We start from the raw sequence: 25,442 nt of genomic DNA on the forward strand, positions 1-25,442 counted from the left end.
ACTATTGCGGCCCCGCGCATAGTTAAACCCGTGTATCAACCTACGAAGGGATTTCGCCGTGCGCTGGCTCAGGATCGCCATAGGTTTCACTGTCAGTCTGCTGACCCTGCTCTGCATGCTCTCGGCCCAGGCCGCCACGCAAGGCAGTGGCTGGGCCGTATTGCTTGATGAACAGGCCGATCTGCAACTGAGCGACATTCGCTCCCCCCGCTACACCAATCAATTCAGCCCCATCGAACTGGACCTGATCACCGCAGCCGAGCCCAACAGTGCGTTGTGGATACGTTTCAAGCTGCAACCCGGCAAGCACGAGCAAGTGCTGCGGGTCTTCGCTCCGGACCTGGCGCACCTGAACCTGTACGTGCTGGACGGCGATACGCTGGTGGAGCAACTGAACTCCGGCACCCGCCAACCCCAGGCCGAACGCCCGCTACCCAGCAGCGACTTCATGCTACCCCTGCCGCAAATCCAGAAGCCTCTGGACGTCTACGTGCGCCTGGTCTCGGAACATGAACTGCGCCCTTACATCACCCTGGAACCGGCGGTCATTGCTGCCGCCAACCAGAACCAGACGCTGGTATATGGACTGCTCTTCGGCTGCCTGGTGATGCTGATCCTGCACAACCTGACCCGCTACGCCTACCATCGCTCACGCAGCAGCCTGTGGCTGGCGGCGTGCGAAGGGTTGTTGTTGCTCAGCCTGATGCTGTTGCTCAACCTGCTCGGCCCGTGGCTGCCGAACTGGCACGCGACTCAAACCCCCGGCGCCTACCTGGCCTTGCTGCTGACCGCACCGTGCGGGCTGATGTTCGCCTATCGCTTCTTCGCGCCGCTGGGCCCCCATCCGCTGAACAAGCTGCTGATGGGGGATATCCTGCTGATCATCCTCTGCGGGTTGTTGCTGCTGTTCGTCAACACCCTGCCGCTGAACATCATTACCTACGCGCTGGTGGCGCTGGCCGGCCTGAGCATGTTGTTCGTCTCGGCGTATCACTGGCAGAAAGGCTACCGGCCGGCGCGGCTGTTCATGCTTGCCATGGTGATTTTCAATATCGGCACGCTGATTATCCTGCCAGCATTGCTGGGCCTGACACTGGTGGCGCCGCAAGGGTTGATCGTCACCCTGCTCGGTTTTATCTGTATCAGCGGCCTATTGATGAGCCTGGCCCTGGGCGAGCGCCAACGCAGCATCATCGAAGACCGCTTCAGCCTCAGTCGCGACCTGGCCGCCAGCAACGCGGAAATCGCCGCCAAGGCCGAGTTCCTGGCGAAAATCAGCCACGAAATTCGCACCCCCATGAACGGCGTGCTGGGCATGACCGAGCTGCTGCTGGGCACCCCCTTGTCGGTCAAGCAGCGCGACTATGTGCAGACCATCCACACCGCCGGCAACGAACTGCTGACCCTGATCAACGAGATTCTCGACATCTCCAAGCTCGAATCCGGGCAAATCGAACTGGATGACGTGCAGTTCGACCTCAACGCGCTGATCGAAGATTGCCTGAGTATCTTCCGCGCCAAGGCCGAACAGCAGAACGTCGAGCTGATCAGTTTTATCCAGCCTCAGGTACCTCGGGTCGTCAGCGGCGATCCGACACGCCTGCGCCAGGCGCTGTTGAGCCTGCTGGAAAACGCCCTGCACAAGACCGATGAAGGTGAAGTACTGATCGTTGTTGCCCTGGATGAACGCAGCAGCAAACCGCGCCTGCGCATTGCCGTACAGGACAGCGGCCTGCCGATGGAGCCCGCCGAGCGCGACGCCCTGCTGCACAGCGAACTGCACAGCAAGAATTTCCTCTCTGCCACGCGCTTGAGCGGCCACCTGGGCCTGGTTATCGCCCGTCAGTTGATCCTGTTGATGCACGGCGAGTTCGGTATCAAGAGTGGCAGCCAACAGGGCAGCACCTTGTGGCTGACCTTGCCGCTGGACCCGGAACGCCTGGAACACCCGACCTCGGACCTCGATGGCCCGCTCCAGGGCGCACGGGTACTGGTGGTAGACGACAACGACACCTGCCGCAAGGTGCTGGTGCAGCAATGCACGGCCTGGGGCCTGAATGTCAGCGCCGTACCGTCGGGCAAGGAAGCCCTGGCCCTGCTGCGCACCAAGGCGCACCTGCGGGACTACTTCGACGTGGTCCTGCTGGACCAGAACATGCCCGGCATGACCGGCATGCAGTTGGCGGCGAAGATCAAGGAAGACCCAAGCCTGAATCACGACATCCTGCTGATCATGCTCACCGGCATCAGCAATGCACCGAGCAAGATCATCGCGCGCAACTGCGGGATCAAACGCATCCTGGCCAAGCCAGTGGCCGGCTATACCCTCAAGACCACCTTGGCCGACGAACTGACCCAGCGCAGCAAAGGCATCACCCAACCGCGCCAGGCGGCCCCGAGCGCACCGGCAGCGGTAACGGTGCCCAGCGACTTCCGCATCCTGGTGGCCGAAGACAACAGCATCTCCACCAAGGTGATTCGCGGCATGCTCGGCAAGCTCAACCTGCAGCCGGACACGGCCAGCAACGGCGAAGAAGCGTTGCAAGCGATGAAGGCCCAGCGTTATGACCTGGTGCTGATGGACTGTGAGATGCCGATCCTCGACGGTTTCTCCGCCACCCAGCAATTGCGAGTCTGGGAAGTCAGCAACCAGCGCATCCGCACGCCGGTGGTGGCGCTCACGGCGCACATCCTTTCGGAACACAAGGAACGCGCACGCCAGGCCGGGATGGACGGGCACATGGCCAAGCCGGTGGAGCTGTCGCAACTGCGCGAGCTGGTGGAGTACTGGGTGGCACAGCGCGCACAACGGCCTGAGCACGTCCCTACTTCCTGACGCCATTGGCCTGGCGAGTTTGTTTTTGTGGCGAGCGAGCTTGTCAGATCGCCACAGGACAAGCAGCCTTCATCGCGGGTAAACTCACGCTCGCCCTCCTTCGTTGTGAGCTCCCACCATGCTCCACGTGTTGTTCAGTGTTTATTTGAAGATGCTGGTGCTGTACAGCCCCTTCTTCGTACTGTCCTGCTTTATCAGTCTGACCCGTGGTTATTCCAGCAAGGAGCGCCGGCGCCTGGCCTGGAAGGTGGGGCTGGCAACCCTGGTGTCGAGTGTCCTGCTCTATCTGTTCGGGCGGGTGATTTTCAGCGTGTTCGGCATCACCGTGGATGCCTTTCGTATCGGCGCCGGTAGTGTGCTGTTCATCTCGGCCCTGGGCATGGCCCAGGGTAAATCAGCAGTGCAGACCGATAACGTGCAGCAGGACGTGACCATCGTCCCGCTGACCATCCCACTGACGGTCGGCCCCGGCACTATCGGTGCGTTGCTGGTGATGGGCGTCAGCCAACCCCATTGGGATGACAAGATCATAGCAATCCTCAGCATTGCCCTGGCCAGCCTCACTGTGGGCGTGGTGCTTTACCTGTCCAACCGTATCGAAAGCATCCTCGGCGATCAGGGCTTGCAGATTGTCAGCCGGCTGATGGGTTTGTTTGTATGCGCGCTGGCGGCGCAAATCATCTTTACCGGCGTGCGCGGTTATCTGGTGCCCTAGGGCACCCCGTCAGATTCTGTATTTGGCGATGGACATCAGTACTTTGTCTCCCGCACGCTCACGCAGCAGTTTGATCGTGGCTTCGTTGGCCACAGATGTATTCAGCACCAGGCATGCTTGCACTTCAGCGGCCCCATTGCGGGGCCGCCGTTGTTTCAGGAGAGCGGTTTTTCGCCATACCAGCGCGGCGTGTACACCCATTCGCCGCCACCCGCCCGAGGGAACGTGCACGTAGTGGACGAGCCAATCAGCACCATGGTACGCATGTCCACCTGGTCTGGCGTCAGTTGCCCAAGGGTGGTGGTGCGCAGGGTCTGGCCCGGACGACCAATGTCGCGGCCCAGCACCACAGGCGTCTCGGCCGTACGATGCTGCGCGACGATCTCCAGGGCACGGCCCAACTGCCAAGGCCGGGCACGGGAGATCGGGTTGTAGAACGCCAGGGCCAGGTCGGCCTGGGCTGCCAGGTCCAGGCGTTTCTCGATGATCGACCAAGGCTTGAGGTTGTCCGACAGCGACATCACGCAGAAGTCATGCCCCAGCGGCGCACCCGCCTGAGCGGCCGTGGCCAGCGAGGCCGAAACGCCCGGCAGGATCTCCAGGTCGACACGCTGCCATGCTGGGTCGCTGGATTCGTGCAAGGCTTCCAGTACCGCAGCGGCCATGGCGAACACGCCGGGGTCGCCGGACGACACCACCACCACCGAGCGCCCCTGGGCCGCCAGTTCAAAGGCATGGCGCGCGCGCTGCATTTCTTCACGGTTGTCGGTGCAGTGCTGGATCTGGTCGGCCCGAAACGGCCCGGCCATGCGCACGTAGGTTTCGTAGCCCAGCACATCGGTGCAGCGGGCCAGCTCGGCCTTGACCGCTGGCACCATCAGCTCGGCAGCGCCGGGGCCCAGGCCGATCACCGCCAGACGGCCACGGGGACGGCCAATGCGCGACAGGTCCAAAGGTTCGTCGGCCACCGTGATGACGATGTCGGCATTCGTCACCACGTCGGCGAAGCGCAGTGGCACGGCAAGTTCCATCGCCGCTTCATGCAGTTCGGGATTGGCCATGTCGCTGTCACTGGCCAGCAGGCACGCCAGGGACTGCACGGCAATCCTGGCCTCTTGCAAGGCAACACGAATACGCGAAGCCAACCCCGTTCCCGGACGGCACGTTACCCACACACTCTTCGGGTAGATCAGCAGCTCATTGGCCGCAGGCGTGCGCTCGGCACTGCCCACATGAATCGCCAGGCGCGCCTGCTGATCCTGCGCCAGGTTGGCCTGGTCCAGCCAGGGCGCCACGCCTTCGATGCGTACGCTTTCACCGGCCAGCAGATCAGAGACAAAACGCTTGCCCAACTCGAGATCAGCGAGCTGATAGCCGCTGGGCGGATTGAGCAGGCACGTACCAAAACGCAGTTCACCACTGGTGGTGATCGCAGCGGCAACACCCAATGCCGCAGCGATTTCCCGCGCCAGCCCATTCACCCCGCCCAGGCCGCCGAGCAGCGGCACGACGGCGCTGCCATCCTCGGCCACGGCCAGCACCGCCGGTTCCTCGCCTTTTTCCAGCAACAACGGCGCCAGGGTACGGATGACAATCCCGGCGGCGCACAGGGCGATAATGGGCGTGCCCCGCTGGTAGAGCTGGCGCAGCGTAGCGCCGAATTCGCTGTACAACCGGTCGGCGCCATCAACCCGCTCGGCCAGGCCGTGGATCAACGCGTCGGGGTACAACTTCTGAATGTTGCGAGCAGTGGCGAGGCTGCCATTGCCCAGAATGACAATCGCGGGCGCGGGACGAGTCATCAGCCTTGCCACCTTTCACCGGGAACGATGATCAACGAGAAGTACGGCGAAGACATCGGCTCGACCTGATCCAGGGCGACGATTTTCTGGTTGGCCATGGTTGCACGCTCGACATACAGCGCCCGCCCGGCCAGACCCAACTCTTCCAGCACCTGACGCACCTTGGTGAAGTTGCGCCCCAGCTTCATGATCACCGCCGCATCGGCATCCGCCAGGCGACGCTTGAGTTCGTCATGGGGCAATACGCCAGAGAGCACCGACAGGCTCTGATTGCGATACACCAACGGTGCGCCGAGCACCGACGCACCACCGAGCATCGAGCACACTCCCGGGACAACCTGGGCGTCGTAGCGCTCGGCAAGGCGGTCGTGCAAATACATGTAGGAGCCGTAGAAGAACGGGTCCCCTTCACAGATCACCGCCACGTCGCGCCCCGCATCCAGGTGCGCGGCTACCTTAACGCTGGCGTCGTCATAGAAGTCGCTGATCACTTGCTCGTAGGACAACGGTGCTGGCAAGGCTTCGGTGGTCACGGGATAAACCAGCGGCATCAGGGTCTGCTCAGACACCAGGTGCTCTTCGATAATGCCGAAGGCGTTGCCCTTTTTGCCCTTGGCGACGAAGTACGCCACCACCGGCGATTCGCGCAACAGGCGCAGGGCCTTGAGGGTAATCAGCTCCGGATCACCGGGGCCAACGCCCAGGCCAATCAAACGTCCGCGTGCCTGCATTATTCGATCTCCGTGGCCAGGGCGTTGACGGCAGCAGCAGCCATGGCGCTGCCGCCCAGACGGCCTTGCATGATCACAAACGGCACGCCACGGCTGTCAGCGGCAAGCATGGCTTTGGACTCGGCGGCGCCGACAAATCCCACCGGAAAACCGAGGATCAGTGCCGGCTTTGGTGCGCCGGCGTCGAGCATTTCCAGCAGGTAGAACAAGGCGGTGGGCGCATTGCCAATCACCACCACGCTGCCTTCCAGGTGCGGGCGCCACAGTTCAAGGGCGGCAGCGGAGCGGGTGTTACCCAGTTCCTGCGCCAGGGCCGGCACGCTGTCATCACGCAGGGTGCAGATCACCTGGTTGTTGGCCGGCAGGCGGGTACGGGTCACGCCTTCGGACAGCATCCGCGCATCACACAAGATCGGCGCACCCGCGGCCAGGGCTTCGCGGCCAGCCTTGCCGGCACCTTCGGAGAACTGCAAACCGTCTATGGCCTCGACCATGCCGCAGGCATGAATCACCCTCACGGCCAGTTTTTCCAGGTCGGCCGGGATGCGATCCAACTTGGCCTCTGCGCGAATGATCGCAAAGGAGTTGCGATAGATCTCCTGACCGTCGCGGATGTAATCAATCATCGGTGTTGCTCCGTGGGCGGGCGCGCAGCAGGGCGCCCGTCGCTTCAATAGAAAGAGTGCGCGCGTGCAGACGGCCGAAACCCGGCTGGCCTGCTTCGCGAAAATAGAGGTCGTAGTGACCGGGGCTTACCGCCAGCAACGTGACCTGCGCGGTATGGGCAGCAGCGCAGGAGCGTGAGCAGCCTGACAAGTGAACATTCAACGCGTGACCACTGGCTTGCAGCAGCGTCGCCAGGTACAGGGCGTCGGCCTTGGTGTCGGCCAGTCCTTTGCCGCAGCCGCTGGAGCCGGTACAGGCGATCATCCGCGCCAGGGCCTGGTCTGCCGAGCAGAGGAAGCCCAGTTGCGCCAGGCTCTCGCTGACAACATCGGCATCTTGTGCCCGCAGATTGGGCAGCAGCACGCCTTGCCACGGGGTGAGACGCAGGCTGCCATCGCCATAGGCAGCGGCCAACTGCGCGGCGCCCTGGAGCATATTCGAATCCAGGCGCCCCAAAGGTGCGACGGCGACGACATGGACCCGGTTTTTTTGACGCTGTGGATAAGTTCCCACGTGCAGCGCTGCCTGGCCGAGGCGGCGGGAAAAGCCGTCGACAGCCCGCAAAGGCACACTCAAACGCGCCGCCAGTTGCCCCATGAAGTTATCCACAGGCGTTTCGGCCAGCAGGTGACGCATGCGGATCTGTTCAGGGCGGGCCAGGTCGAGAAATAGCTCCAACACCGCCACCACCAGTGCATGCCCTTGGGACAGCGGTACGGCGGCCAGTGGCGCATCGTGACCAGGGCAGCCGGCCAGACCGAAGGCCAGCAGCGTCTGACCGTCAACGTCCCAGGCCGACAACCACAGGTCATGGTGGTGTTCGAGCATTGCCAACACTTCGCCGCCATCCAGTTGCACGGCGAACTTGGCCGATAGCTCATGGAAACGCGGGTGGGTTTGCAGGGTAGCGAGTATCTGGTCCGCCAAGGGCCGGGTGTCGAACAGCATGTCCCGGTCGATGCCAGCGCTGGGGCTGAGCATCACGTTGCGCACATCATCACCGGCGGCGGTGGTCGGTCCCAGGCCGACAGCCAGCAGACAGGCGATCAGCGCGTCGTGTTCGGCGCCGATCCCGCGAATCTGCAAGTTGGCGCGGTTGGTTGCCTCGATCACTCCACCGGCATAGGTCCGGGCCGCGTCCGCCACGGCTACCGCCTGTTCGGCGCGAATAGAACCGCCCGCCAACTTGATCCGGCAGATCCCGCCATCCAGTGCCTGGACAATACGCAGCAGCCCCGGACAAGCCGAGGGGCGTAGGGTACTGGACAGTGGGAATGGCTTCACGGGGCTACTCAACGGGCTACCGGTTCACAGGTAAAGGCGCGGTATTATGCCTGCTTTGTCCGACGGCATGAAAAGCCTGCCCGTCGGATGTCGTTCAAGGAATCAATATGTCGCCCTGGCTGACGGTAGTAGGCATCGGTGAAGACGGTTTCAAAGGCCTGGGCAGGAATGCCCGGCACGCTCTGCTGCACGCCTCCAGGATCATTGGCGGCCAGCGCCAGCTGGACTTGTTACCGGTGTGCATTCGCGGTGACCGGGAGCTGTGGCCCAGCCCGTTTTCCCTCGAACCGCTGTTGGCCCGGCGTGGTGAACCGGTGTGTGTGCTGGCCAGCGGTGATCCAATGTTCTACGGCGTCGGCGCCAGTCTGGCACGGCAAGTGGCGGCCAATGAGCTGCTGATCCTGCCGGCGCCCTCCTCTGTTTCGCTGGCGGCGGCGCGCCTGGGTTGGCCATTACAGGATGTGCTGACGTTGTCGGTGGTCGCCCGCCCGTTGGCTACGCTCAATGCCCACCTGTCCAGCGGAGTGCGCGTACTGGTGCTGAGCAACGACGGCCAGAGCCCGGCGGCCATCGCTGCCGTGTTGTGTTCAAGTGGTTTCGGCCCGAGTCGTTTAAGTGTGTTCGAGCACCTGGGTGGCGCGGCTGAACGTCGCATCGACGGCGTTGCCGAGGATTGGCAAGACTCGCCGTTTGCCGCGTTGAACCTGGTAGCCATCGACTGCCTGGCTGCACCGGGTACGGCACGTCTGTCACGGTTGGCTGGGTTGCCAGACGCCGCTTTCAGGCACGACGGCCAACTGACCAAGCGCGACGTGCGCGCCATGACCCTGGCCCGTCTCGCGCCCACTCCCGGCGAACTGCTGTGGGACGTCGGCGCCGGCAGCGGCTCCATCGGCATCGAATGGATGCGCGCGCACACCAGCTGTCGGGCGCTGGCCATCGAAGCGGACGAAGGCCGTCAGCTTTTGATCGAACATAACCGCGATGCCCTCGGCGTGCCGGGCCTGCAATTGATACGCGGCAGCGCGCCTCAAGCCCTCGATGGCCTTGAAGCTCCCGACGCCATCTTCATCGGCGGCGGCGTGACCCGCGCCGGCGTGCTGGACACCTGCTGGCAACACCTGCGCCCCGGTGGCCGGCTTGTCGCCAACGCCGTCACCCTGCAAAGCGAAATGACCCTGATGGCCTGGCGCGAACAACACGGCGGTGAGCTGACCCGCATCCATGTTGCCCAGGCCCAGCCTTTGGGTGACTTCGACACCTGGCGCCAGGCACTGCCGATCACCTTGCTGGAAGTGATCAAACCACAATGAAGCGCATCCTCCTGCTGGGCGGCGTCACTGACGCCCTGGCCATCGCCCGCACCCTCGGCCCTCAGCATATCTACAGCCTGGCCGGCATCGGCCGGGTGCCCACCGACCTCACCTGCCAGGTTCGCGTCGGCGGCTACGGCGGCGCTGAAGGCCTGGCGCAATTTATCCGCGACCAAGGCATCGACCTGCTGCTGGACGCAACCCATCCCTACGCCGCGCAGATCAGCCAGAACGCTGCTCGTGCGGCGCAACTGTGTGCTATTCCCTGCTGGGCCTTGCGCCGACCGGCGTGGCAGCCGCAGGCCGGTGATGACTGGAGGGAAGTCGGCGACTGGGCCGAGCTGATCGTCGCGCTGAAGCCCTTCAAGCGCCCGCTGTTCACCCTGGGCCGCGAACCGCTGCAACACCTCGACGAAATCCCCGCCGAGCAGTTCTGGACCTTGCGGGCGCTGGATAGGTATCCCGGCAACAAACGCTGCGAAGTGATCGGCGCACGGGGGCCGTTTTTGATCGAGGCTGAACGGGCCTTGTTCGAACGCAGGCAGATTGATGTGCTGATCAGCAAGAACAGCGGCAGCAGTGCGACCGAACCGAAGCTGGAAGTGGCGCGCGAGCGTGGGGTGCCGGTGTTGGTGTTGAAGCGGCCGGTGTTGGCGGGGGTGGATCGGGAGTTTTTGTCGCTGGAAGAAACACTCGCTGCGTTGGAAAACTTCGCCCGATAAGTCAGGATCATTCGCTTGCTTGAACAGTAACCTATTTGTTACCTTCAGGGTCGCCAATGATCGAGATCGAAGAATACCAACGTGAAAACCAGATCAGCCCATTCGGTCAATGGTTCTCTTCCTTGAGTGTGCAGGCGGCACTTAAGGTTTCAAACGCATTGGTTCGGCTTGAAATGGGCAATACCAGCAATATCAAATGGTTCGATGGGCTCGGTGAATACCGCATTAACTGGGGGCCGGGTTACCGGATTTATCTGATACAGGAAGGCCATCGGCTGATCATCCTGTTTGGCGGTGGCGACAAGTCCAGCCAAAAAAGAGATGTCAAAGCAGCAAAGTCGCTGATCAACGAGTATCAGCGTTGCAAAAAATCGGAACACCAGAGGTAGCCGACATGGCGCTCACCCGCAGTTATAAACACACCATTGCCGAACGCGCACAGCGTGATCCTGAATTTGCCCAAGCTCTTCTGGATGAGGCTGCTACGCTATTTCTCAACGGCGAACCAGAAATCTCGCGCGTGATCCTGCGTGATTTGGTCAATGCCACAGTTGGCTTCGAAGGCTTGGCGAAAGAGACAGCAAAACCCAGTAAAAGCCTTCATCGCATGCTTTCAGCCAAAGGCAATCCAAGCATGGACAACCTGGCTGCGATATTCGCAGTGGTCAGGAAGGCGCTAGGCGTCGATATGCAAGTTCATGGAGTGCCTGCGGCCTAGCCTGATAGCCCTGCGACACCAAACCGCACACCCGGTTTTTACTTATCCACCCCGATCAGGCTAAATACCCATCTGATCGTTTAAACCCTACGGATTGTCCGCCATGGCCCGTCAACGCTTTGCATTTGCCTGGATCGCCTGTTTTGCAGTGCTGTTCAATGCGTTTGCCATGCCGATGGCCGGGGCGATGCAGCAGGCCAAGAGCCCTGGCGAACAATTGCTGTGGGGCAGCTTCTGCTCCTCAAGCGGTACCAAGCTGGTGGCGATTTCCCTGGGAACGCTGGAGCAAGAGGAGCCGCAGCAGGACGAGCACTCCACCATGCAGCATTGCTGGTGCTGTTCGGGCTCGGCGCCGTTGGTGGCGCTGCCGGGGCATGTGCCGCAGTTGTATGTCACTCGATTCGACGCCGCGCAGAGCCTGCCGCTGCCGTCACTGCAATCCCCCACGCCGCGCCAGCAATGGCCGAGCCTTAATCCCCGCGCCTCTCCGACGGCCTGATCACTTCGCAATTGACCTGCGTTTTGAACCGTTCTGGAGAACTGCCATGCTTAAATCTTCCCTGCTCCTGGCTGCGTTGTTGCTGCCGGTGTGTGCCGCCAATGCCGATGACTACAAGGCCGGCGACCTTCTGGTAAGCGATCCCTGGTCACAGGAACTGCCCCCCAACGCGCCGACCGTCGCGGCGTATTTTGTGATTCATAACCAGGGCGACAAACCTGATCGCCTGCTCAGCGTCGATACGCCAGTGGCGGCCAAGGCCGAACTGCATGAGCATGTGATGCAGGGTGACTTGATGAAGATGCAACTGGTGCCCAGTGTCGCCGTTCCGGCTGGCGGGGACCTGAAGTTCGCCCCCATGGCCTACCACGTGATGCTGCTGGGCCTGAAGGACCGCAGTGTCTTGCAAGACGGCAAGCATTTCCCGCTGACCCTGCACTTCGAAAACGCAGGGCCGGTAAACGTACAAGTGTCGGTGCAAAAAGTGCCGCCAATGGTCACCCACGAGCACATGCACGCTCAGTAACCACCCAAGACCGGCCCCATCATGGGCGCTCCGGACAACAGGTTATCCACCAAGCCCGTAAGCCTTGCTCGCGGCAGCTGGATCAGCCTGTTTGCCATGCTGATGATCTTTATCGGACCGCTGATTTCCCAAGCGATGCCGATGGATCATCACGCCGGCATGTCCATGCCGATGAGCATGGACGCCAGTTGCCATGGCGAACGTCAACACTCGCCCGAACACGGCAAGCCTCCCACTGCCGACCCTGTGCTGTGGGAAAAGTGCGGCTATTGCAGCCTGCTGTTCAGTTGCCCGGCGCTGCCTGGCAGCGTGTCGTTCGTCGCCCTCAGCGCCCCGTCACCCGCTAACGCCATCACCCCTTCCCCGCGCCTGGGCCATGCCCGGCAGAGCATTTTCCCCGGCGCCCGCAGCCGCGCACCGCCCATCGCTTCGTAAATACCCACACCCTGAAACCACGCCCGGCCGACTTTAGACAGACAGCCACAGGCTGCTGGCCGTGTTGTTTACGATTGATAGATGGAATTTTTCATGTCCAGGTTTTCTGCTGACACCCGTATGGGATGTACCCCCGTTCTTGCCGTTCTGTGTGGCGCACTACTGGCGCCACAGGCTCACGCCGACGACCACGCCGAGCACAACAATGAGCTGAGCCCGACGGTAATCACCGCCATCGCCCCCAGTTCGCCGCTGACGATCATCACCAACCCCAAGGACCCACGCCAGCCGGTGCCGGCCAGTGATGGCGGCGATTACCTCAAGACCATCCCCGGCTTCGCCCTGGTGCGCAACGGCGGTACCAACGGCGACCCGGTGCTGCGGGGCATGTTCGGCTCGCGCCTGAACATCCTCACCAACGGCAGCATGATGCTCGGCGCCTGCCCTGGGCGAATGGACGCACCAACCTCCTACATCTCCCCGGAAACCTACGACAAGCTGACGGTGATCAAAGGCCCGCAAACCGTACTCTGGGGACCTGGCGCCTCGGCGGGCACGGTGCTGTTCGACCGCGAGCCGGAGCAGTTCGGCGAGTTGGGCACGCGGGTCAACGCCAGTGTGCTGGCCGGTTCCAACGGGCGTTTCGATAAAGTCATCGACGCTGCCGCTGGCGGTTCTTTGGGCTATGTCCGAGTGATCGGTAACCAGGCCCACGCCGACGACTACAAGGACGGCAACAACAACACCGTCGCCTCGCGCTACGACAAGTGGAACGGTGACGTCGCCCTCGGCTGGACCCCGGACGCCGACACCCTGCTGGAGTTGACCGCAGGCCGTGGCGATGGCGAGGCTCGCTACGCCGGGCGCGGCATGGACGGCTCGCAATTCCTGCGCGAAAGCCTGGGCCTGCGCTTCGAGAAATCCAACATCGGCGAGGTGTTGGACAAGGTCGAGGCCCAGGTCTACTACAACTACGCCGACCATGTGATGGACAACTACAGCCTGCGCACCCCGTCGGGCACCGGGATGATGGCAGGTCCCATGGCTTCCAACGTCGACCGCCGCACCCTCGGCGCGCGGATCAAGGCCACCTGGCGCTGGGCTGATGTGCAACTGATCAGCGGCATCGACGCGCAGACCAACGAGCATCGCCAGCGCAGCGGCATGGGTATCGATACCTACAAGGACGTGCCGCGCAACAAGGACGCCGACTTCCACAACTACGGCGTGTTCGGCGAGCTGACCTGGTACGCCGCCGACAATGACCGCGTGATCACCGGCGCCCGCCTGGACCGCGCCTCGGCCAAGGATTTTCGCCAGCGCACCGGCTCCGGGATGATGGCTCGGGCCAACCCCACCGCCAACAACACCCGCGCCGACACGCTGCCTTCCGGCTTCGTGCGTTATGAACACGACCTGTCCGACAGCCCCACCACGCTGTACGCAGGCCTCGGCCACGCTGAACGATTCCCCGATTACTGGGAGTTATTTTCCCCAAAATCAGGGCCGTCGGGCTCGGTGAATGCCTTCGACGCGGTCAAACCGGAAAAAACCACCCAGCTGGACTTCGGCCTGCAATACAAAACCGCTGATATGGAGGCCTGGGCTTCGGGCTATGTCGGCCAGGTGCGCGACTATATTTTGTTCAATTACACCCCAGGGATGATGGGCACGACTTCCCAGGCACAGAACATCGATGCACGAATCATGGGCGGCGAATTGGGCGCGGCGTACAAACTCACCTCCAACTGGAAAGCCGACGCCACTCTCGCCTATGCCTGGGGTAAAAACAGCAGCGACGGCAAGGCTCTGCCGCAAATGCCACCGCTGGATGCTCGCTTCGGCCTGACCTACAGCGAGGACAACTGGAGCGCCGGCGCTCTGTGGCGAGTGGTCGCGGAGCAAAACCGCATCGACCAGAACAAAGGCAACGTGGTTGGCAAAGACTTCGACAAGAGTTCGGGCTTTGGCGTGTTCTCCCTGAACGCGGCGTATCGCATCAATAAAAACTTCAAGGTCAGCACCGGCGTCGACAACCTGTTCGGCAAAGCCTACGCCGAGCACCTGAACCTCGCCGGCAACGCCGGGTTCGGCTACCCAGCCAATGACCCGCAAGCCATCAACGAACCGGGGCGCACGCTCTGGACCAAGGTGGATATGAGTTTCTGACAGCGAACACCATTGTTGTGGCGAGCCTGCTTGCCACAACAAATAATTTGATCGGCCAGATAAATAACAAGCCTTGCGGAGCAACCCCGATGAACCCTCCAAAGATTTCCTTCTACAACCTGGCCTGGCGCTGGCATTTCTACGCCGGGCTGTTTGTCGCCCCCTTCATGGTGCTGCTGGCTGTAACCGGCATCATCTACCTGTTCAAACCCCAGCTCGACCCACTGATGTATGGCGACTTGCTCAAGGTGCAAAGCGCCGAGTATGTACTGAGCGCCGATGAACAACTGCAACGAGCCAAGGCGGCCTATCCCCTGGGCACCATCAGCAAATACCTGCCGCCGGTGGACGCCACCAGCAGCGCGCAATTTGTCGTGCTCAACGAAGGTCACGAGGTGACGGTATTCGTCGACCCTTATCGCGGGACAGTGCTGGGCGAGCAGGACGCGAAAAGCAACCTGCAAGCCATCGCCCGCGCGCTTCACGGCGAGCTGATGATCGGCACCGTGGGCGACCGCCTGGTAGAGCTGGCGGCCGGTTGGGGTGTGATGCTGGTGGTCTCTGGCCTGTACCTGTGGTGGCCGCGCGGCAAGTCGCCAGCCGGGATCTTGTGGCCACGGTTGGGCAGTCGCGGGCGGCTGTTCTGGCGCGACCTGCATGCGGTCACCGGTTTCTGGGGCGCAGCGTTTTTGCTGGTGATGATCCTTAGCGGCATGACCTGGACCGGCTTCTGGGGCAAGCAATACGCCGACCTGTGGAACCGCTTCCCGGCGGCGATGTGGAACAACGTGCCGCAGTCCGACCAACAAGCGCGCATCCTCAATACCGCCACACAACAGACCGTGCCCTGGGCCATGGAAAACACGCCGATGCCGATGTCCGGCGATCATGCCGAACACATGAACCACGCTGGCATGAGCACCGGCCCGGCAGCGCCAACCCTGCGCCTGCAACAGCTCGTGGACCTGGCCACCGCCCGCAAGGTTGAACCGGGCTACAGCATCACCTTCCCCACCACCGCCGAGGGCGTATTCACCATCGCGGTGTTCGCCAACGACCCGCGCAACGACGCCACCCTGCATGTCGACCAATACACCGGCAAGGTCCTGGCCGATGTGCGCTGGGAACACTACAACACCGTAGCTCGGGCCACTGAAACCGGAGTGATGCTCCACGAAGGCAAGATGTTCGGCGTGGTCAATCAGATCCTGGTGCTGCTGATCTGCCTGATGATTCTGCTGAGCGCGGTCAGCGGCGTAGTGATCTGGTGGAAGCGCCGGCCACAGGGCGGCCTCGGGGTTCCGCCGTTGCGCCATGACCTGCCGAAGTGGAAAGCCGCCATGGTGATCATGCTGGGCCTGGCGATTGTCTTTCCCCTGGTGGGGGCGTCTCTGATCGTGGTCTGGGTGTTGGATCGCCTGGTGCTGGCGCGTTTTTTTGGCCAGCGTGAATCTGCTTCACCTTCGCTATGAAGCAGTCGAGACGTCCTACATAGAAGCACTGTGTAGCCTTACGCAGGCTTTCGCCCCCTACGCAACAAGTGTTAACTTATAACACTTGCTGCGTGATCTCCGTTCGCCAAAAAAATCTGTCTTGAATGTGTACAACCGATAAGAAACCAATGACCTCACTCAACCTCACCCAACTCGCCTGGACCCCTCTGGGTCACGGCCACTGTCATCACCAGTTCCAATTGCGTGACGCCAGTTTGCAGGTAGGTGCCGGGGAGTTTGTCGGGTTGATCGGCCCCAATGGCAGCGGCAAGACCAGCTTGTTGCGCTGCGCCTATCGGTTCAGCAAACCAGAAAGCGGCGAGGTACTGCTCGACCACCAGAACGTCTGGAAGCAATCCTCGCGCTGGTGCGCCCAGCGCATCGCCGTGGTGCTTCAGGAGTTTCCCGATGCCTTCGGTTTGCGGGTGGACGAGGTGGTCGCCATGGGCCGCACGCCCCATAAGGGATTGTTCGACAGCGACACCATTGAAGACCAAAAACTGATTCAACAGGCCCTCGAATCCGTTGGCCTGCTGGGCTTTGAAGACCATGCCTTTGCCACCCTCTCCGGCGGCGAAAAGCAACGGGTTATTCTCGCCCGTGCCCTGGCCCAACAACCGCAACTGCTGATCCTCGACGAACCGACCAACCACCTCGACCCGCGCTACCAACTTGAGCTTTTGAAGCTGGTCAAACGCCTGAAGATCGGTACCCTGGCCAGTATTCACGACCTGAACCTGGCCGCCGCGTTTTGTGATCGCCTGTATGTAATCAACCACGGGCGCATCGTCGCCAGCGGCACGCCTCACGAAGTGCTGACCGTCGAACTGTTGCGCGAGGTATTCGGCGTCGAGGCGCTGATCGACACTCACCCCCTGTCCGGCTACCCCCGAATCACCTGGATAACCCAACCATGATCCTGCGCTCCCTGCTGTCCATCGCTTTGTTGTTCAGCGCTTCCCAGACCTTCGCCGAAGCGATCCATTACCCGCTGAAAATCCAGAGTTGCAACCGCGAAGTGACCTTCAAGGAAGCCCCCAAACATGCGGTCAGCCACGACATCAACATGACCCAGATGATGCTCGCCCTAGGCCTCAAGCCACATATGGCCGGCTACAGCGGCGTCACCGGCTGGAAGTCGGTAACCCCACAAATGGCGCAGATCCTCGACGGCCTGCCGGAGCTGGCGAGCAAGTATCCGTCAGTGGAAACCCTGCTCAACGCCAACGTCGATTTCTTCTTCGCTGGCTGGGACTACGGTATGCGCGTGGGCGGTGACCTCACCCCGCAAACCCTGCAACCCTTGGGCATCAACGTCTATGAGCTGACCGAATCCTGCGCATTTGTCATGAAGCGCCCGGCGGCCACTCTTGCAGACACCTACAACGACCTGCGCAACCTGGGCAAGATTTTCGACGTGCAAGACCGCGCCAACACGCTAATCGCACAGATGCAGGAGCAAGTCGCCGAGGTGCAAAAAAGCCTGCCCGCTGACAAACCTCGCGTCTTCCTTTACGACAGCGGCGAAGACCGTGCCATGACCTCCGGGCGCCTGGGCATGCCGCAAGCACTGATCGATGCGGCCGGTGGGCGCAATATCCTCGATGACGTCGAAGCCAGCTGGACCCGCATCAACTGGGAAACCGTGGTGGAGCGCAATCCGCAGGTCATCGTGATCGTCGACTACAGCGAAACCACCGCCGAGCAGAAAGAGCAATTCCTGCTGAACAATCCGGCGCTGCAATCGGTGGACGCCATCAAGAACCAGCGCTTTATCGTCATCCCTTACGTGCAAGCCACGCCGGGAATCGACAACGTGCTGGCGGTTGAAACCCTGGCCAAGGGATTCCACGGCGAATGACCAACCGTCGCTACGCCTTGTTGCTCAGTGCCCTTGGTGCGTTGTTGCTGGTCTCCTGCGTGGTCTCGCTGGGGTTCGGCTCGGCGCGGGTACCGGTGGACGTGGTGTGGCGGATTTTGCTGCACAAGGCCTTCGGTATCGGTGAGATGAACTGGAGCGTCGGCCAGGAACATATCGTCTGGCTGATCCGGGTGCCGCGCATGTTGCTCGGTGCGTTGGTGGGCGCCGGCCTGGCGTTGATCGGCGCGGTGTTGCAGGCGGTAACGCGCAACCCCCTGGCCGACCCGCACCTGCTGGGCGTGACCTCCGGCGCCACCCTCGGCGCGGTGATCGTGGTGCTGCATGTCGGTGAAATCGTCGGCCTGCTGACCCTGCCCATCGCCGCCTTTATCGGCGCGCTGCTAAGCATGATCGTGGTGCTGGCAGTGGCCAGCCGCAACGGTCGCCTGGAAAGCGATCGCCTGCTGCTGTGCGGAGTGGCGGTGTCGTTCGTGATGATGGCGGTGGCCAACCTGCTGCTGTTCATGGGCGATCACCGCGCGGCGTCGGCGGTGATGTTCTGGATGCTCGGCGGCCTGGGGCTGGCGCGCTGGGAGTTGCTGGCGGTTCCCTTCGCCACCGTACTGTTGGGGCTGGTGTTGCTGCTGGGGATGGCTCGCCCGCTGAATGCCCTGATGGCCGGCGAACAGACTGCCGTGACCCTGGGCTTGAACGCACGCAATGTGCGGCTCAAGGTGTTCCTGATCGCCTCGCTGATGACCGGCGTGCTGGTGTCCATCAGCGGCTCCATCGGTTTTGTCGGGCTGATGGTGCCGCACATTGCCCGGCGTCTTGTAGGCGCCGAGCATCGGCGCTTGCTGCCGGTGTGCGTGCTTCTGGGCAGCATCTTCCTGGTGTGGGTCGATGTCGCGGCACGCACAATGATTGCCCCGGAGGACTTGCCCATTGGCGTGGCCACCGCGGCCATCGGCGGGCTGTTTTTCATAGGGTTGATGCGCAAGCGCTGACACCCGGCAGCTACCGCCCCGTTGTAGCGCACGCTTGCGCACCAACACTCCTCCCCTGCCTGCTCATGGTGCGCCGCTGCCGGCCGCCACTGTGCAAAACCGACTATTTCCTGCCTTTTGCCGACTAGGCACACCCCTTGCAACTACCCACTCAATGCCCGTATCTGCCCCCACATAACAACGTTGAGTCATGGAGATTGCACAATGAAGCGTCGCAGCTTGATCAAGGCTTTCACTCTGTCGGCATCCATCGCCGCCATGGGCATGACCTGGACTGTCCAGGCCGCCGAGACCATCAAGATCGGTATCCTGCACTCGCTGTCCGGGACCATGGCCATCTCCGAAACGTCCCTCAAGGACATGGCGTTGATGACCATCGACGAGATCAACGCCAAGGGTGGCGTGAACGGCAAGATGCTGGAAGCGGTGGTGGTGGACCCGGCATCGAACTGGCCGCTGTTCGCCGAGAAAGGCCGGCAGTTGCTGACCCAGGACAAGGTCGCGGTGGTGTTTGGTTGCTGGACTTCGGTGTCGCGCAAATCGGTACTGCCGGTGTTCGAAGAACTCAACGGCCTGCTGTTCTACCCAGTGCAATACGAAGGCGAAGAAATGTCGCCCAACGTGTTCTACACCGGTGCCGCGCCTAACCAGCAGGCGATCCCTGCGGTGGAATACCTGATGAGCGAAGAAGGTGGCAGCGCCAAGCGCTTCTTCCTGCTGGGCACTGACTATGTGTACCCACGCACCACCAATAAAATCCTGCGTTCGTTCCTGCATTCCAAAGGCGTGGCCGACAAGGACATCGAAGAGGTCTACACCCCGTTCGGTCATGCCGATTACCAGACCATCGTCGCCAACATCAAGAAGTTCTCCGCCGGCGGCAAGACTGCGGTGATCTCCACCGTGAATGGCGACTCCAACGTTCCGTTCTATAAAGAACTGGCCAACCAGGGCCTGAAAGCCACCGACGTTCCAGTGGTGGCCTTCTCCGTGGGCGAAGAAGAGTTGCGCGGCATCGACACCAAGCCGTTGGTGGGCAACCTCGCGGCGTGGAACTACTTCCAGTCGGTGGAAAACCCGGTGAACAAGAAATTCGTGGCTGATTGGAAAGCCTACGCCAAGGCTCACAACCTGCCGGGCGCGGACAAAGCCGTGACCAACGACCCGATGGAAGCCACCTACGTCGGCATCCATATGTGGGCCCAGGCTGCTGAAAAAGCCAAATCCACCGACGTCGACAAGGTCCGCGAAGCCCTCGCCGGCCAGACCTTCGCCGCACCATCGGGTTTCACTCTGACCATGGACAAGACCAACCACCACCTGCACAAGCCGGTGATGATCGGCGAGATCCAGGCTGACGGTCAGTTCTCTGTGGTGTGGCAGACCAGCGAGCCAGTCCGTGCCCAGCCGTGGAGCCCGTACATTCAGGGCAATGACAAGAAGCCTGACTATGCCGTGAAGAGCAACTGAGCCAAGAAGGCTGGTCAATAACCTGTGGCGAGGGCACTTGCTCCCTCGCCACAACAGCCCGGCTCCCACATTGTCCGCGCAAGGCCCACTGATATGCCTACTGCCCTCTACCGCTTCATCCTGGCCGTCCTGCTTGTGCTGCCCGTGGCCGCACACGCAGGCGATGCCGACGATTTCCTGGCCGCCAACCCGACCCAACAAGCCAAGCTGCTGCAAGACTGGGCCGCCCAGCCCGATCTGGCCCGCATCGAGTTGGTCAACGCCCTGCAACAAGGCCAACTCACGGTCAATGGCGAAACCAAAACCGTACGCCTGAACAACCGCCTGCGCGGCCTGATCGACAACGTGCAAGCTAGCCAGAAACTGCTTGCCGCCGATCCCAGGATTCGCCAGGCAGCAGCGCAAACCCTACAAAAAAGCGCCCAACCTGCGCAGCTGAAATTCCTCGACCAGCAACTCGCCGCTGAGACCAACGACGACGTCCACGCCGCCCTGAGCCTGGCCTTGGCCAATCTGCAACTGGTGGACACCGACCCGGCTGTACGCCTGGCCGCCGTGCGCCTACTCGGCAACACCGGCGACCCGCTGGCCCGCACCCGCCTGGAAGCTCTGCTGGCCCCAGGCGTGGAAACCGACTCTGCCGTGCACACCGCCGCCGAAACCAGCCTGGCCCAGGTCAAGCGCAAACTGCTGGTGGGCGAGATCCTCGGCCAGGCCTTCAGTGGCATGTCACTGGGTTCGATCCTGCTGCTGGCGGCTCTCGGTTTGGCGATCACCTTCGGTTTGCTCGGGGTGATCAACATGGCCCACGGCGAGATGCTGATGCTCGGCGCTTACTCCACCTATGTGGTGCAGTTGCTGATGCAGCGCTACGTGCCCCAGGCCATCGAGTTCTATCCGCTGATCGCGCTGCCGGTGGCGTTTTTTGTCACCGCCGCCATCGGCATGGCCCTGGAGCGCACGGTGATTCGTCACCTCTACGGCCGGCCCTTGGAAACACTGCTCGCCACCTGGGGCATCAGCCTGATGCTGATCCAACTGGTGCGCCTGGTGTTCGGTGCGCAGAACGTTGAAGTGGCCAACCCGGCCTGGTTGTCGGGCGGGATTCAAGTGCTGCCCAACCTGGTGCTGCCGTACAACCGCATCGTCATCATCGCCTTCGCCCTGTGTGTGGTGGTGCTGACCTGGCTGCTGCTGAACAAAACCCGCCTGGGCCTCAATGTGCGAGCGGTGACCCAGAACCGCAACATGGCCGCCTGCTGCGGCGTGCCCACCGGGCGCGTCGACATGCTCGCCTTTGGCCTCGGTTCCGGCATCGCAGGCTTGGGTGGCGTGGCCTTGAGTCAAATTGGCAACGTCGGCCCGGACCTGGGCCAGAGCTACATCATCGACTCGTTCCTGGTGGTGGTGCTCGGCGGCGTCGGCCAGTTGGCCGGCAGCGTCATGGCCGCTTTCGGTTTGGGCATCGCCAACAAGATTCTTGAGCCGCAGATCGGCGCCGTGCTCGGCAAGATCCTGATCCTCGCGCTGATCATTCTGTTTATCCAGAAACGCCCGCAAGGACTCTTCGCACTGAAAGGACGGGTGATCGACTGATGAACCAGCCATTGATGCTGACTGCCGCGCAAAAGGCCGGGCCCAAGGTGACGATTGCCGTCGGTGTGGTGATCCTGATCCTGCTGCTGGCCTTACCGCTGTGCTCCCTGCTGTCGCCGGAAAACCCGCTGCACGTCTCGGCTTATACCCTGACGCTGGTGGGCAAGATCCTCTGCTACGCCATCGTCGCGCTGGCCCTGGACCTAGTCTGGGGTTACGCCGGGATGTTGTCCCTGGGCCACGGTTTGTTCTTTGCCCTCGGTGGTTACGCCATGGGCATGTACCTGATGCGTCAGGCCTCTGGTGATGAATTGCCGGCGTTCATGACCTTCCTGTCATGGACTGAGTTGCCGTGGTACTGGGTCGGTACCAATCACTTCCTCTGGGCGATGTGCCTGGTGGTGTTGGCGCCGGGGTTGTTGGCGCTGGTGTTCGGTTTCTTCGCCTTCCGCTCGCGGATCAAGGGCGTGTATTTTTCGATCATGACCCAGGCTTTGACCTTCGCCGGAATGCTGCTGTTCTTTCGCAACGAGACCGGATTTGGCGGCAATAACGGCTTTACCAATTTTCGCAGCATCCTTGGCTTTGGCATCACCGAACCGGGAACGCGGGCAGTGCTGTTTTTCGCCACCGTGCTGTTGCTGGTAGCGAGCCTGTACATCGGCTGGCGCCTGGCGCAAAGCAAGTTCGGCCGGGTACTGACGGCGCTGCGCGATGCCGAGAACCGCCTGATGTTCTGTGGCTACGACCCGCGCGGATTCAAGTTGTTTGTCTGGGTCTTGAGTGCGGTGCTGTGTGGCCTGGCGGGTGCGTTGTATGTGCCGCAAGTGGGGATCATCAACCCCAGCGAAATGTCACCGACCAACTCCATTGAAGCTGCCGTGTGGGTGGCACTGGGCGGGCGCGGCACGCTGATCGGTCCGCTGCTGGGCGCAGGTGTGGTCAACGGCATGAAGAGCTGGTTTACCGTGGCCTTCCCCGAGTACTGGCTGTTCTTCCTTGGAGCGCTGTTCATCATCGTGACCCTGTACTTGCCCAAGGGTGTAATCGGTCTGCTGAAGAAGAGGGGCGAATCATGAGAGTCACTGCAACGGCTGAATTCATGCTCGAACCGATCCTGGAACCCAACAAGGACCAAGGCACCAGCCGCGACGCCATCGGCCTCGGCCAGGCGGCTGGCAAGGGCCTCAATACCCGCCACGGCACCATCCTGACCCTGGAAGATATCAGCGTCAGCTTCGACGGATTCAAGGCCCTCAACGACCTGAACCTGTACATCGGCGTCGGTGAACTGCGCTGCATTATCGGCCCCAATGGCGCGGGCAAGACCACGCTAATGGACGTGATCACCGGCAAGACCCGACCCAGCCACGGCAAGGCCTGGTTTGGCGAAACCCTGGACCTGACGGCGCTGAGCGAAGTGCAGATCGCCCAGGCCGGGATCGGGCGCAAGTTCCAAAAGCCTACGGTGTTCGAAGCCCTGAGCGTTTTCGAAAACCTGGAGCTGGCGCAGAAGACCGACAAGTCGGTATGGGCCAGCCTGCGGGCGCGCCTGAGTGGTGAACAGAAGGATCGCATCGACGAAGTGCTGGACACCATTCGCCTCACCGCCTCGGTCCATCGCCCGGCCGGCTTGTTGTCCCACGGTCAGAAGCAGTTCCTGGAAATCGGCATGTTGCTGATGCAAGACCCGCAACTGTTGCTGCTGGACGAACCGGTGGCGGGCATGACCGACGCCGAAACCGAATTCACCGCAGAACTGTTCAAGCGCCTGGCGGACAAGCATTCGTTGATGGTGGTGGAGCACGACATGGGCTTTGTCGGCTCGATTGCCGACCACGTCACCGTATTGCACCAAGGCAGCGTGTTGGCCGAAGGGTCGCTTGCACAGGTGCAGGAAAATGAGCGGGTGATCGAGGTGTATCTCGGTCGCTGACCGGCGCTGTTTGTGGCGAGCGGGCTTGCCACAATAGGCTCTGGAATTAAGGAGGTTTTGAACATGCTGCAAGTCGACAAGCTGCACCAATACTACGGCGGTAGCCATATCCTGCGGGGCCTTTCGTTTGACGTGAACGTCGGCGAAGTCACCTGCCTACTGGGCCGCAACGGCGTGGGCAAGACCACGTTGCTCAAGTGCCTGATGGGCCTGCTGCCGGCAAAAGAGGGCGCAGTGAACTGGGAAGGCAAGACCATCACCGGCTTCAAGCCGCACCAACGGGTGCACGCGGGGATCGCCTACGTACCCCAGGGCCGGGAGATTTTCGGGCGACTGACCGTGGAAGAAAACCTGTTGATGGGCCTGTCCCGCTTCCCTGGCGCCGAAGCCAAGGAAGTCCCGGCTTTTATCTACGAATTGTTCCCGGTGCTGCTGCAAATGAAACAACGCCGGGGCGGCGACTTGTCTGGGGGCCAGCAACAGCAACTGGCGATTGGCCGAGCGCTGGCCAGTCGTCCGCGCCTGTTGATTCTGGATGAGCCCACCGAAGGCATCCAGCCGTCGGTGATCAAGGAAATCGGCGTGGTGATCAAAAAGCTCGCCGCCCGTGGCGACATGGCGATCCTGCTGGTGGAGCAGTTCTACGATTTTGCCGCCGAACTGGCTGATCAGTATCTGGTGATGTCACGGGGTGAAATCGTCCAACAGGGCCGTGGAGAAAATATGGAAGCCGACGGTGTACGCGGCCTGGTTACCATCTAATCTGTAGCGTCCTGACGATAAGCACTGACCATGAACCTGCCTGTCTCCCCCGCCCTGTTCACCCCCAACTGGCATGCCGAGCTTACACTGGCCTACGCGCGCTTTGGCGACACTACGCGCCCGGTCCTGCGCCGCCACAAGGGCCCACTGCGGGTGCAAAAGCACCTGTACGCCGAAGGCCCCGAGGTGTGCCAGCACATTATCGTCCACCCGCCGGGCGGAATTGCCGGGGGTGACCGGCTGGACATCAGCGTCCATGTCGGCGAAGGCGCCTGGGCGCAACTGACCAGCCCCGGGGCCGCCAAGTGGTACCGCGCTGGCGGCCCGGCCTATCAACAGCTGGAATTATCGGTCGAAGCCGGCGCTACCCTGGAATGGCTACCCCAGGAAACTATCGTGTTCAGCGCCGCCCAGGCCGAACTCACCACGCGCATTGCCCTGCAAGGCGACGCCCGGCTGTTCTACTGGGACGTGGTGGCGCTGGGGCGACCGGCCAGCGGCGAGCGCTTCGACCTTGGGCACTTCCAGTCCCACCTGGATATCCGCCGCGACGGCCAGTTGCTCTGGCACGAACGCCAGCGCATTGTGGGCGGCGACGGTTTGCTCGACTCGCCGATTGGCCTGGATGGGAAATCGGTGTTTGCCACGTTGTTGGTGACCGGTGAAATTGACAGTGACTTATTGGAACAGTGTCGCTCGCTGCCCCATGCGGTGCGCGGCGACCTGACGCAATTGCCCGGCTTGCTGGTGGCACGCTGCCTGGCCAGCGAAGCATTGCTGGCGCGGGGCTGGCTGATTGAGTTGTGGCGCTTGCTACGCCCGGCATTGCTTGGGCATGAGGCGTTGGAGCCGAGGATCTGGAACACATGAACAACACGCATCCTTTAAATTGCCCAAAAAC

Annotated in this window: 24 protein-coding genes; 20 read left to right on the forward strand and 4 right to left on the reverse strand. The window is 61.9% G+C overall.

The genetic code is table 11. The features are described 5' to 3' along the window. Positions 1–58 precede the first annotated feature (58 nt). Together ACZRKZ_RS18235 and ACZRKZ_RS18240 are read left to right on the forward strand one after the other, a co-directional pair. Complete coding sequence (locus ACZRKZ_RS18235) at positions 59–2,836, forward strand: hybrid sensor histidine kinase/response regulator (RefSeq protein WP_463982353.1); 2,778 nt, start codon at positions 59–61, stop codon at positions 2,834–2,836. Between the two features lie 118 nt (positions 2,837–2,954). Then, positions 2,955–3,551 carry a MarC family protein gene (locus tag ACZRKZ_RS18240; protein ID WP_463969170.1) on the forward strand — a complete coding sequence of 199 codons (597 nt, stop codon included), beginning with the start codon at positions 2,955–2,957 and terminating at the stop codon, positions 3,549–3,551. Between the two features lie 155 nt (positions 3,552–3,706). Here ACZRKZ_RS18240 and cobJ read toward each other — a convergent pair whose 3' ends face one another. From cobJ to cobG, 4 genes are read right to left on the reverse strand one after another with little or no spacing between them, the layout of a single operon-like run. Beyond that, positions 3,707–5,353 (reverse strand): precorrin-3B C(17)-methyltransferase, encoded by a 1,647-nt coding sequence (gene cobJ, locus ACZRKZ_RS18245; protein WP_463982354.1) that lies wholly within the window; start codon positions 5,351–5,353, stop codon positions 3,707–3,709. After that, the gene (locus tag ACZRKZ_RS18250; protein WP_463982355.1) at positions 5,353–6,084 is read right to left on the reverse strand and encodes a precorrin-2 C(20)-methyltransferase; all 732 of its coding nucleotides are present in this window, start codon (positions 6,082–6,084) and stop codon (positions 5,353–5,355) included. Before ACZRKZ_RS18250 ends, cobJ begins: the two co-directional genes overlap by 1 nt. After that, positions 6,084–6,710: a precorrin-8X methylmutase gene (locus ACZRKZ_RS18255; RefSeq protein WP_463982356.1), complete on the reverse strand. Its 627-nt coding sequence runs from the start codon at positions 6,708–6,710 to the stop codon at positions 6,084–6,086. Before ACZRKZ_RS18255 ends, ACZRKZ_RS18250 begins: the two co-directional genes overlap by 1 nt. Then, a complete protein-coding gene (gene cobG, locus ACZRKZ_RS18260) occupies positions 6,703–8,019 on the reverse strand; it encodes a precorrin-3B synthase (RefSeq protein WP_463982431.1) in 1,317 nt (438 codons plus the stop codon). Before cobG ends, ACZRKZ_RS18255 begins: the two co-directional genes overlap by 8 nt. 122 nt (positions 8,020–8,141) lie before the next feature. Between cobG and cbiE the strand changes: the two genes are divergently transcribed. The 18 genes from cbiE (at position 8,142) to ACZRKZ_RS18350 (ending at position 25,411) form a co-directional block, all read left to right on the forward strand. Further along, positions 8,142–9,347, forward strand: coding sequence for a precorrin-6y C5,15-methyltransferase (decarboxylating) subunit CbiE (cbiE, locus tag ACZRKZ_RS18265; protein ID WP_463982357.1), 1,206 nt, complete (start codon positions 8,142–8,144; stop codon positions 9,345–9,347). Continuing rightward, positions 9,344–10,069, forward strand: a complete 726-nt coding sequence (locus tag ACZRKZ_RS18270; protein ID WP_463982358.1) for a cobalt-precorrin-6A reductase — start codon at positions 9,344–9,346, stop codon at positions 10,067–10,069. Before cbiE ends, ACZRKZ_RS18270 begins: the two co-directional genes overlap by 4 nt. 56 nt (positions 10,070–10,125) lie before the next feature. Further along, positions 10,126–10,458, forward strand: a complete 333-nt coding sequence (locus tag ACZRKZ_RS18275) for a type II toxin-antitoxin system RelE/ParE family toxin (RefSeq protein WP_463969164.1) — start codon at positions 10,126–10,128, stop codon at positions 10,456–10,458. 5 nt (positions 10,459–10,463) lie between these two features. Continuing rightward, a complete protein-coding gene (locus tag ACZRKZ_RS18280; protein WP_149411094.1) occupies positions 10,464–10,787 on the forward strand; it encodes a helix-turn-helix domain-containing transcriptional regulator in 324 nt (107 codons plus the stop codon). Between the two features lie 103 nt (positions 10,788–10,890). After that, entirely contained in the window at positions 10,891–11,286 is a 396-nt protein-coding gene (locus ACZRKZ_RS18285; protein ID WP_463982359.1) for a DUF2946 domain-containing protein, read from the forward strand. 46 nt (positions 11,287–11,332) lie between these two features. Beyond that, a complete protein-coding gene (locus ACZRKZ_RS18290; protein ID WP_463969162.1) occupies positions 11,333–11,812 on the forward strand; it encodes a copper chaperone PCu(A)C in 480 nt (159 codons plus the stop codon). Positions 11,813–11,833: 21 nt separating this feature from the next. Then, positions 11,834–12,247: a DUF2946 domain-containing protein gene (locus ACZRKZ_RS18295; RefSeq protein ID WP_463982360.1), complete on the forward strand. Its 414-nt coding sequence runs from the start codon at positions 11,834–11,836 to the stop codon at positions 12,245–12,247. Between the two features lie 93 nt (positions 12,248–12,340). Further along, the gene (locus ACZRKZ_RS18300) at positions 12,341–14,416 is read left to right on the forward strand and encodes a TonB-dependent copper receptor (protein ID WP_463982361.1); all 2,076 of its coding nucleotides are present in this window, start codon (positions 12,341–12,343) and stop codon (positions 14,414–14,416) included. A gap of 89 nt (positions 14,417–14,505) precedes the next feature. After that, entirely contained in the window at positions 14,506–15,888 is a 1,383-nt protein-coding gene (locus ACZRKZ_RS18305) for a PepSY-associated TM helix domain-containing protein (RefSeq protein ID WP_463982362.1), read from the forward strand. A 149-nt stretch (positions 15,889–16,037) separates the two neighbouring features. Then, complete coding sequence (locus tag ACZRKZ_RS18310) at positions 16,038–16,826, forward strand: ABC transporter ATP-binding protein (RefSeq protein ID WP_463982363.1); 789 nt, start codon at positions 16,038–16,040, stop codon at positions 16,824–16,826. After that, positions 16,823–17,770 (forward strand): ABC transporter substrate-binding protein, encoded by a 948-nt coding sequence (locus tag ACZRKZ_RS18315; RefSeq protein ID WP_463982364.1) that lies wholly within the window; start codon positions 16,823–16,825, stop codon positions 17,768–17,770. The genes ACZRKZ_RS18310 and ACZRKZ_RS18315 overlap by 4 nt, the downstream gene beginning before the upstream one ends. After that, positions 17,767–18,777: a FecCD family ABC transporter permease gene (locus ACZRKZ_RS18320; RefSeq protein ID WP_463982365.1), complete on the forward strand. Its 1,011-nt coding sequence runs from the start codon at positions 17,767–17,769 to the stop codon at positions 18,775–18,777. Before ACZRKZ_RS18315 ends, ACZRKZ_RS18320 begins: the two co-directional genes overlap by 4 nt. A 204-nt stretch (positions 18,778–18,981) precedes the next feature. After that, entirely contained in the window at positions 18,982–20,247 is a 1,266-nt protein-coding gene (gene urtA / locus ACZRKZ_RS18325) for an urea ABC transporter substrate-binding protein (protein WP_463969155.1), read from the forward strand. A gap of 93 nt (positions 20,248–20,340) precedes the next feature. Then, positions 20,341–21,843, forward strand: coding sequence for an urea ABC transporter permease subunit UrtB (gene urtB, locus ACZRKZ_RS18330; protein WP_463982366.1), 1,503 nt, complete (start codon positions 20,341–20,343; stop codon positions 21,841–21,843). Further along, positions 21,843–22,922 (forward strand): urea ABC transporter permease subunit UrtC, encoded by a 1,080-nt coding sequence (gene urtC / locus ACZRKZ_RS18335; RefSeq protein ID WP_463969153.1) that lies wholly within the window; start codon positions 21,843–21,845, stop codon positions 22,920–22,922. The genes urtB and urtC overlap by 1 nt, the downstream gene beginning before the upstream one ends. Then, the gene (gene urtD / locus ACZRKZ_RS18340) at positions 22,919–23,779 is read left to right on the forward strand and encodes an urea ABC transporter ATP-binding protein UrtD (protein ID WP_463969152.1); all 861 of its coding nucleotides are present in this window, start codon (positions 22,919–22,921) and stop codon (positions 23,777–23,779) included. Before urtC ends, urtD begins: the two co-directional genes overlap by 4 nt. 63 nt (positions 23,780–23,842) lie before the next feature. Then, a complete protein-coding gene (urtE, locus tag ACZRKZ_RS18345; protein ID WP_133101481.1) occupies positions 23,843–24,541 on the forward strand; it encodes an urea ABC transporter ATP-binding subunit UrtE in 699 nt (232 codons plus the stop codon). Between the two features lie 30 nt (positions 24,542–24,571). After that, entirely contained in the window at positions 24,572–25,411 is an 840-nt protein-coding gene (locus ACZRKZ_RS18350) for an urease accessory protein UreD (RefSeq protein WP_463982367.1), read from the forward strand. The last annotated feature ends 31 nt before the right edge of the window (positions 25,412–25,442 follow it).

Source organism: Pseudomonas sp. c313, from assembly GCF_055407145.1.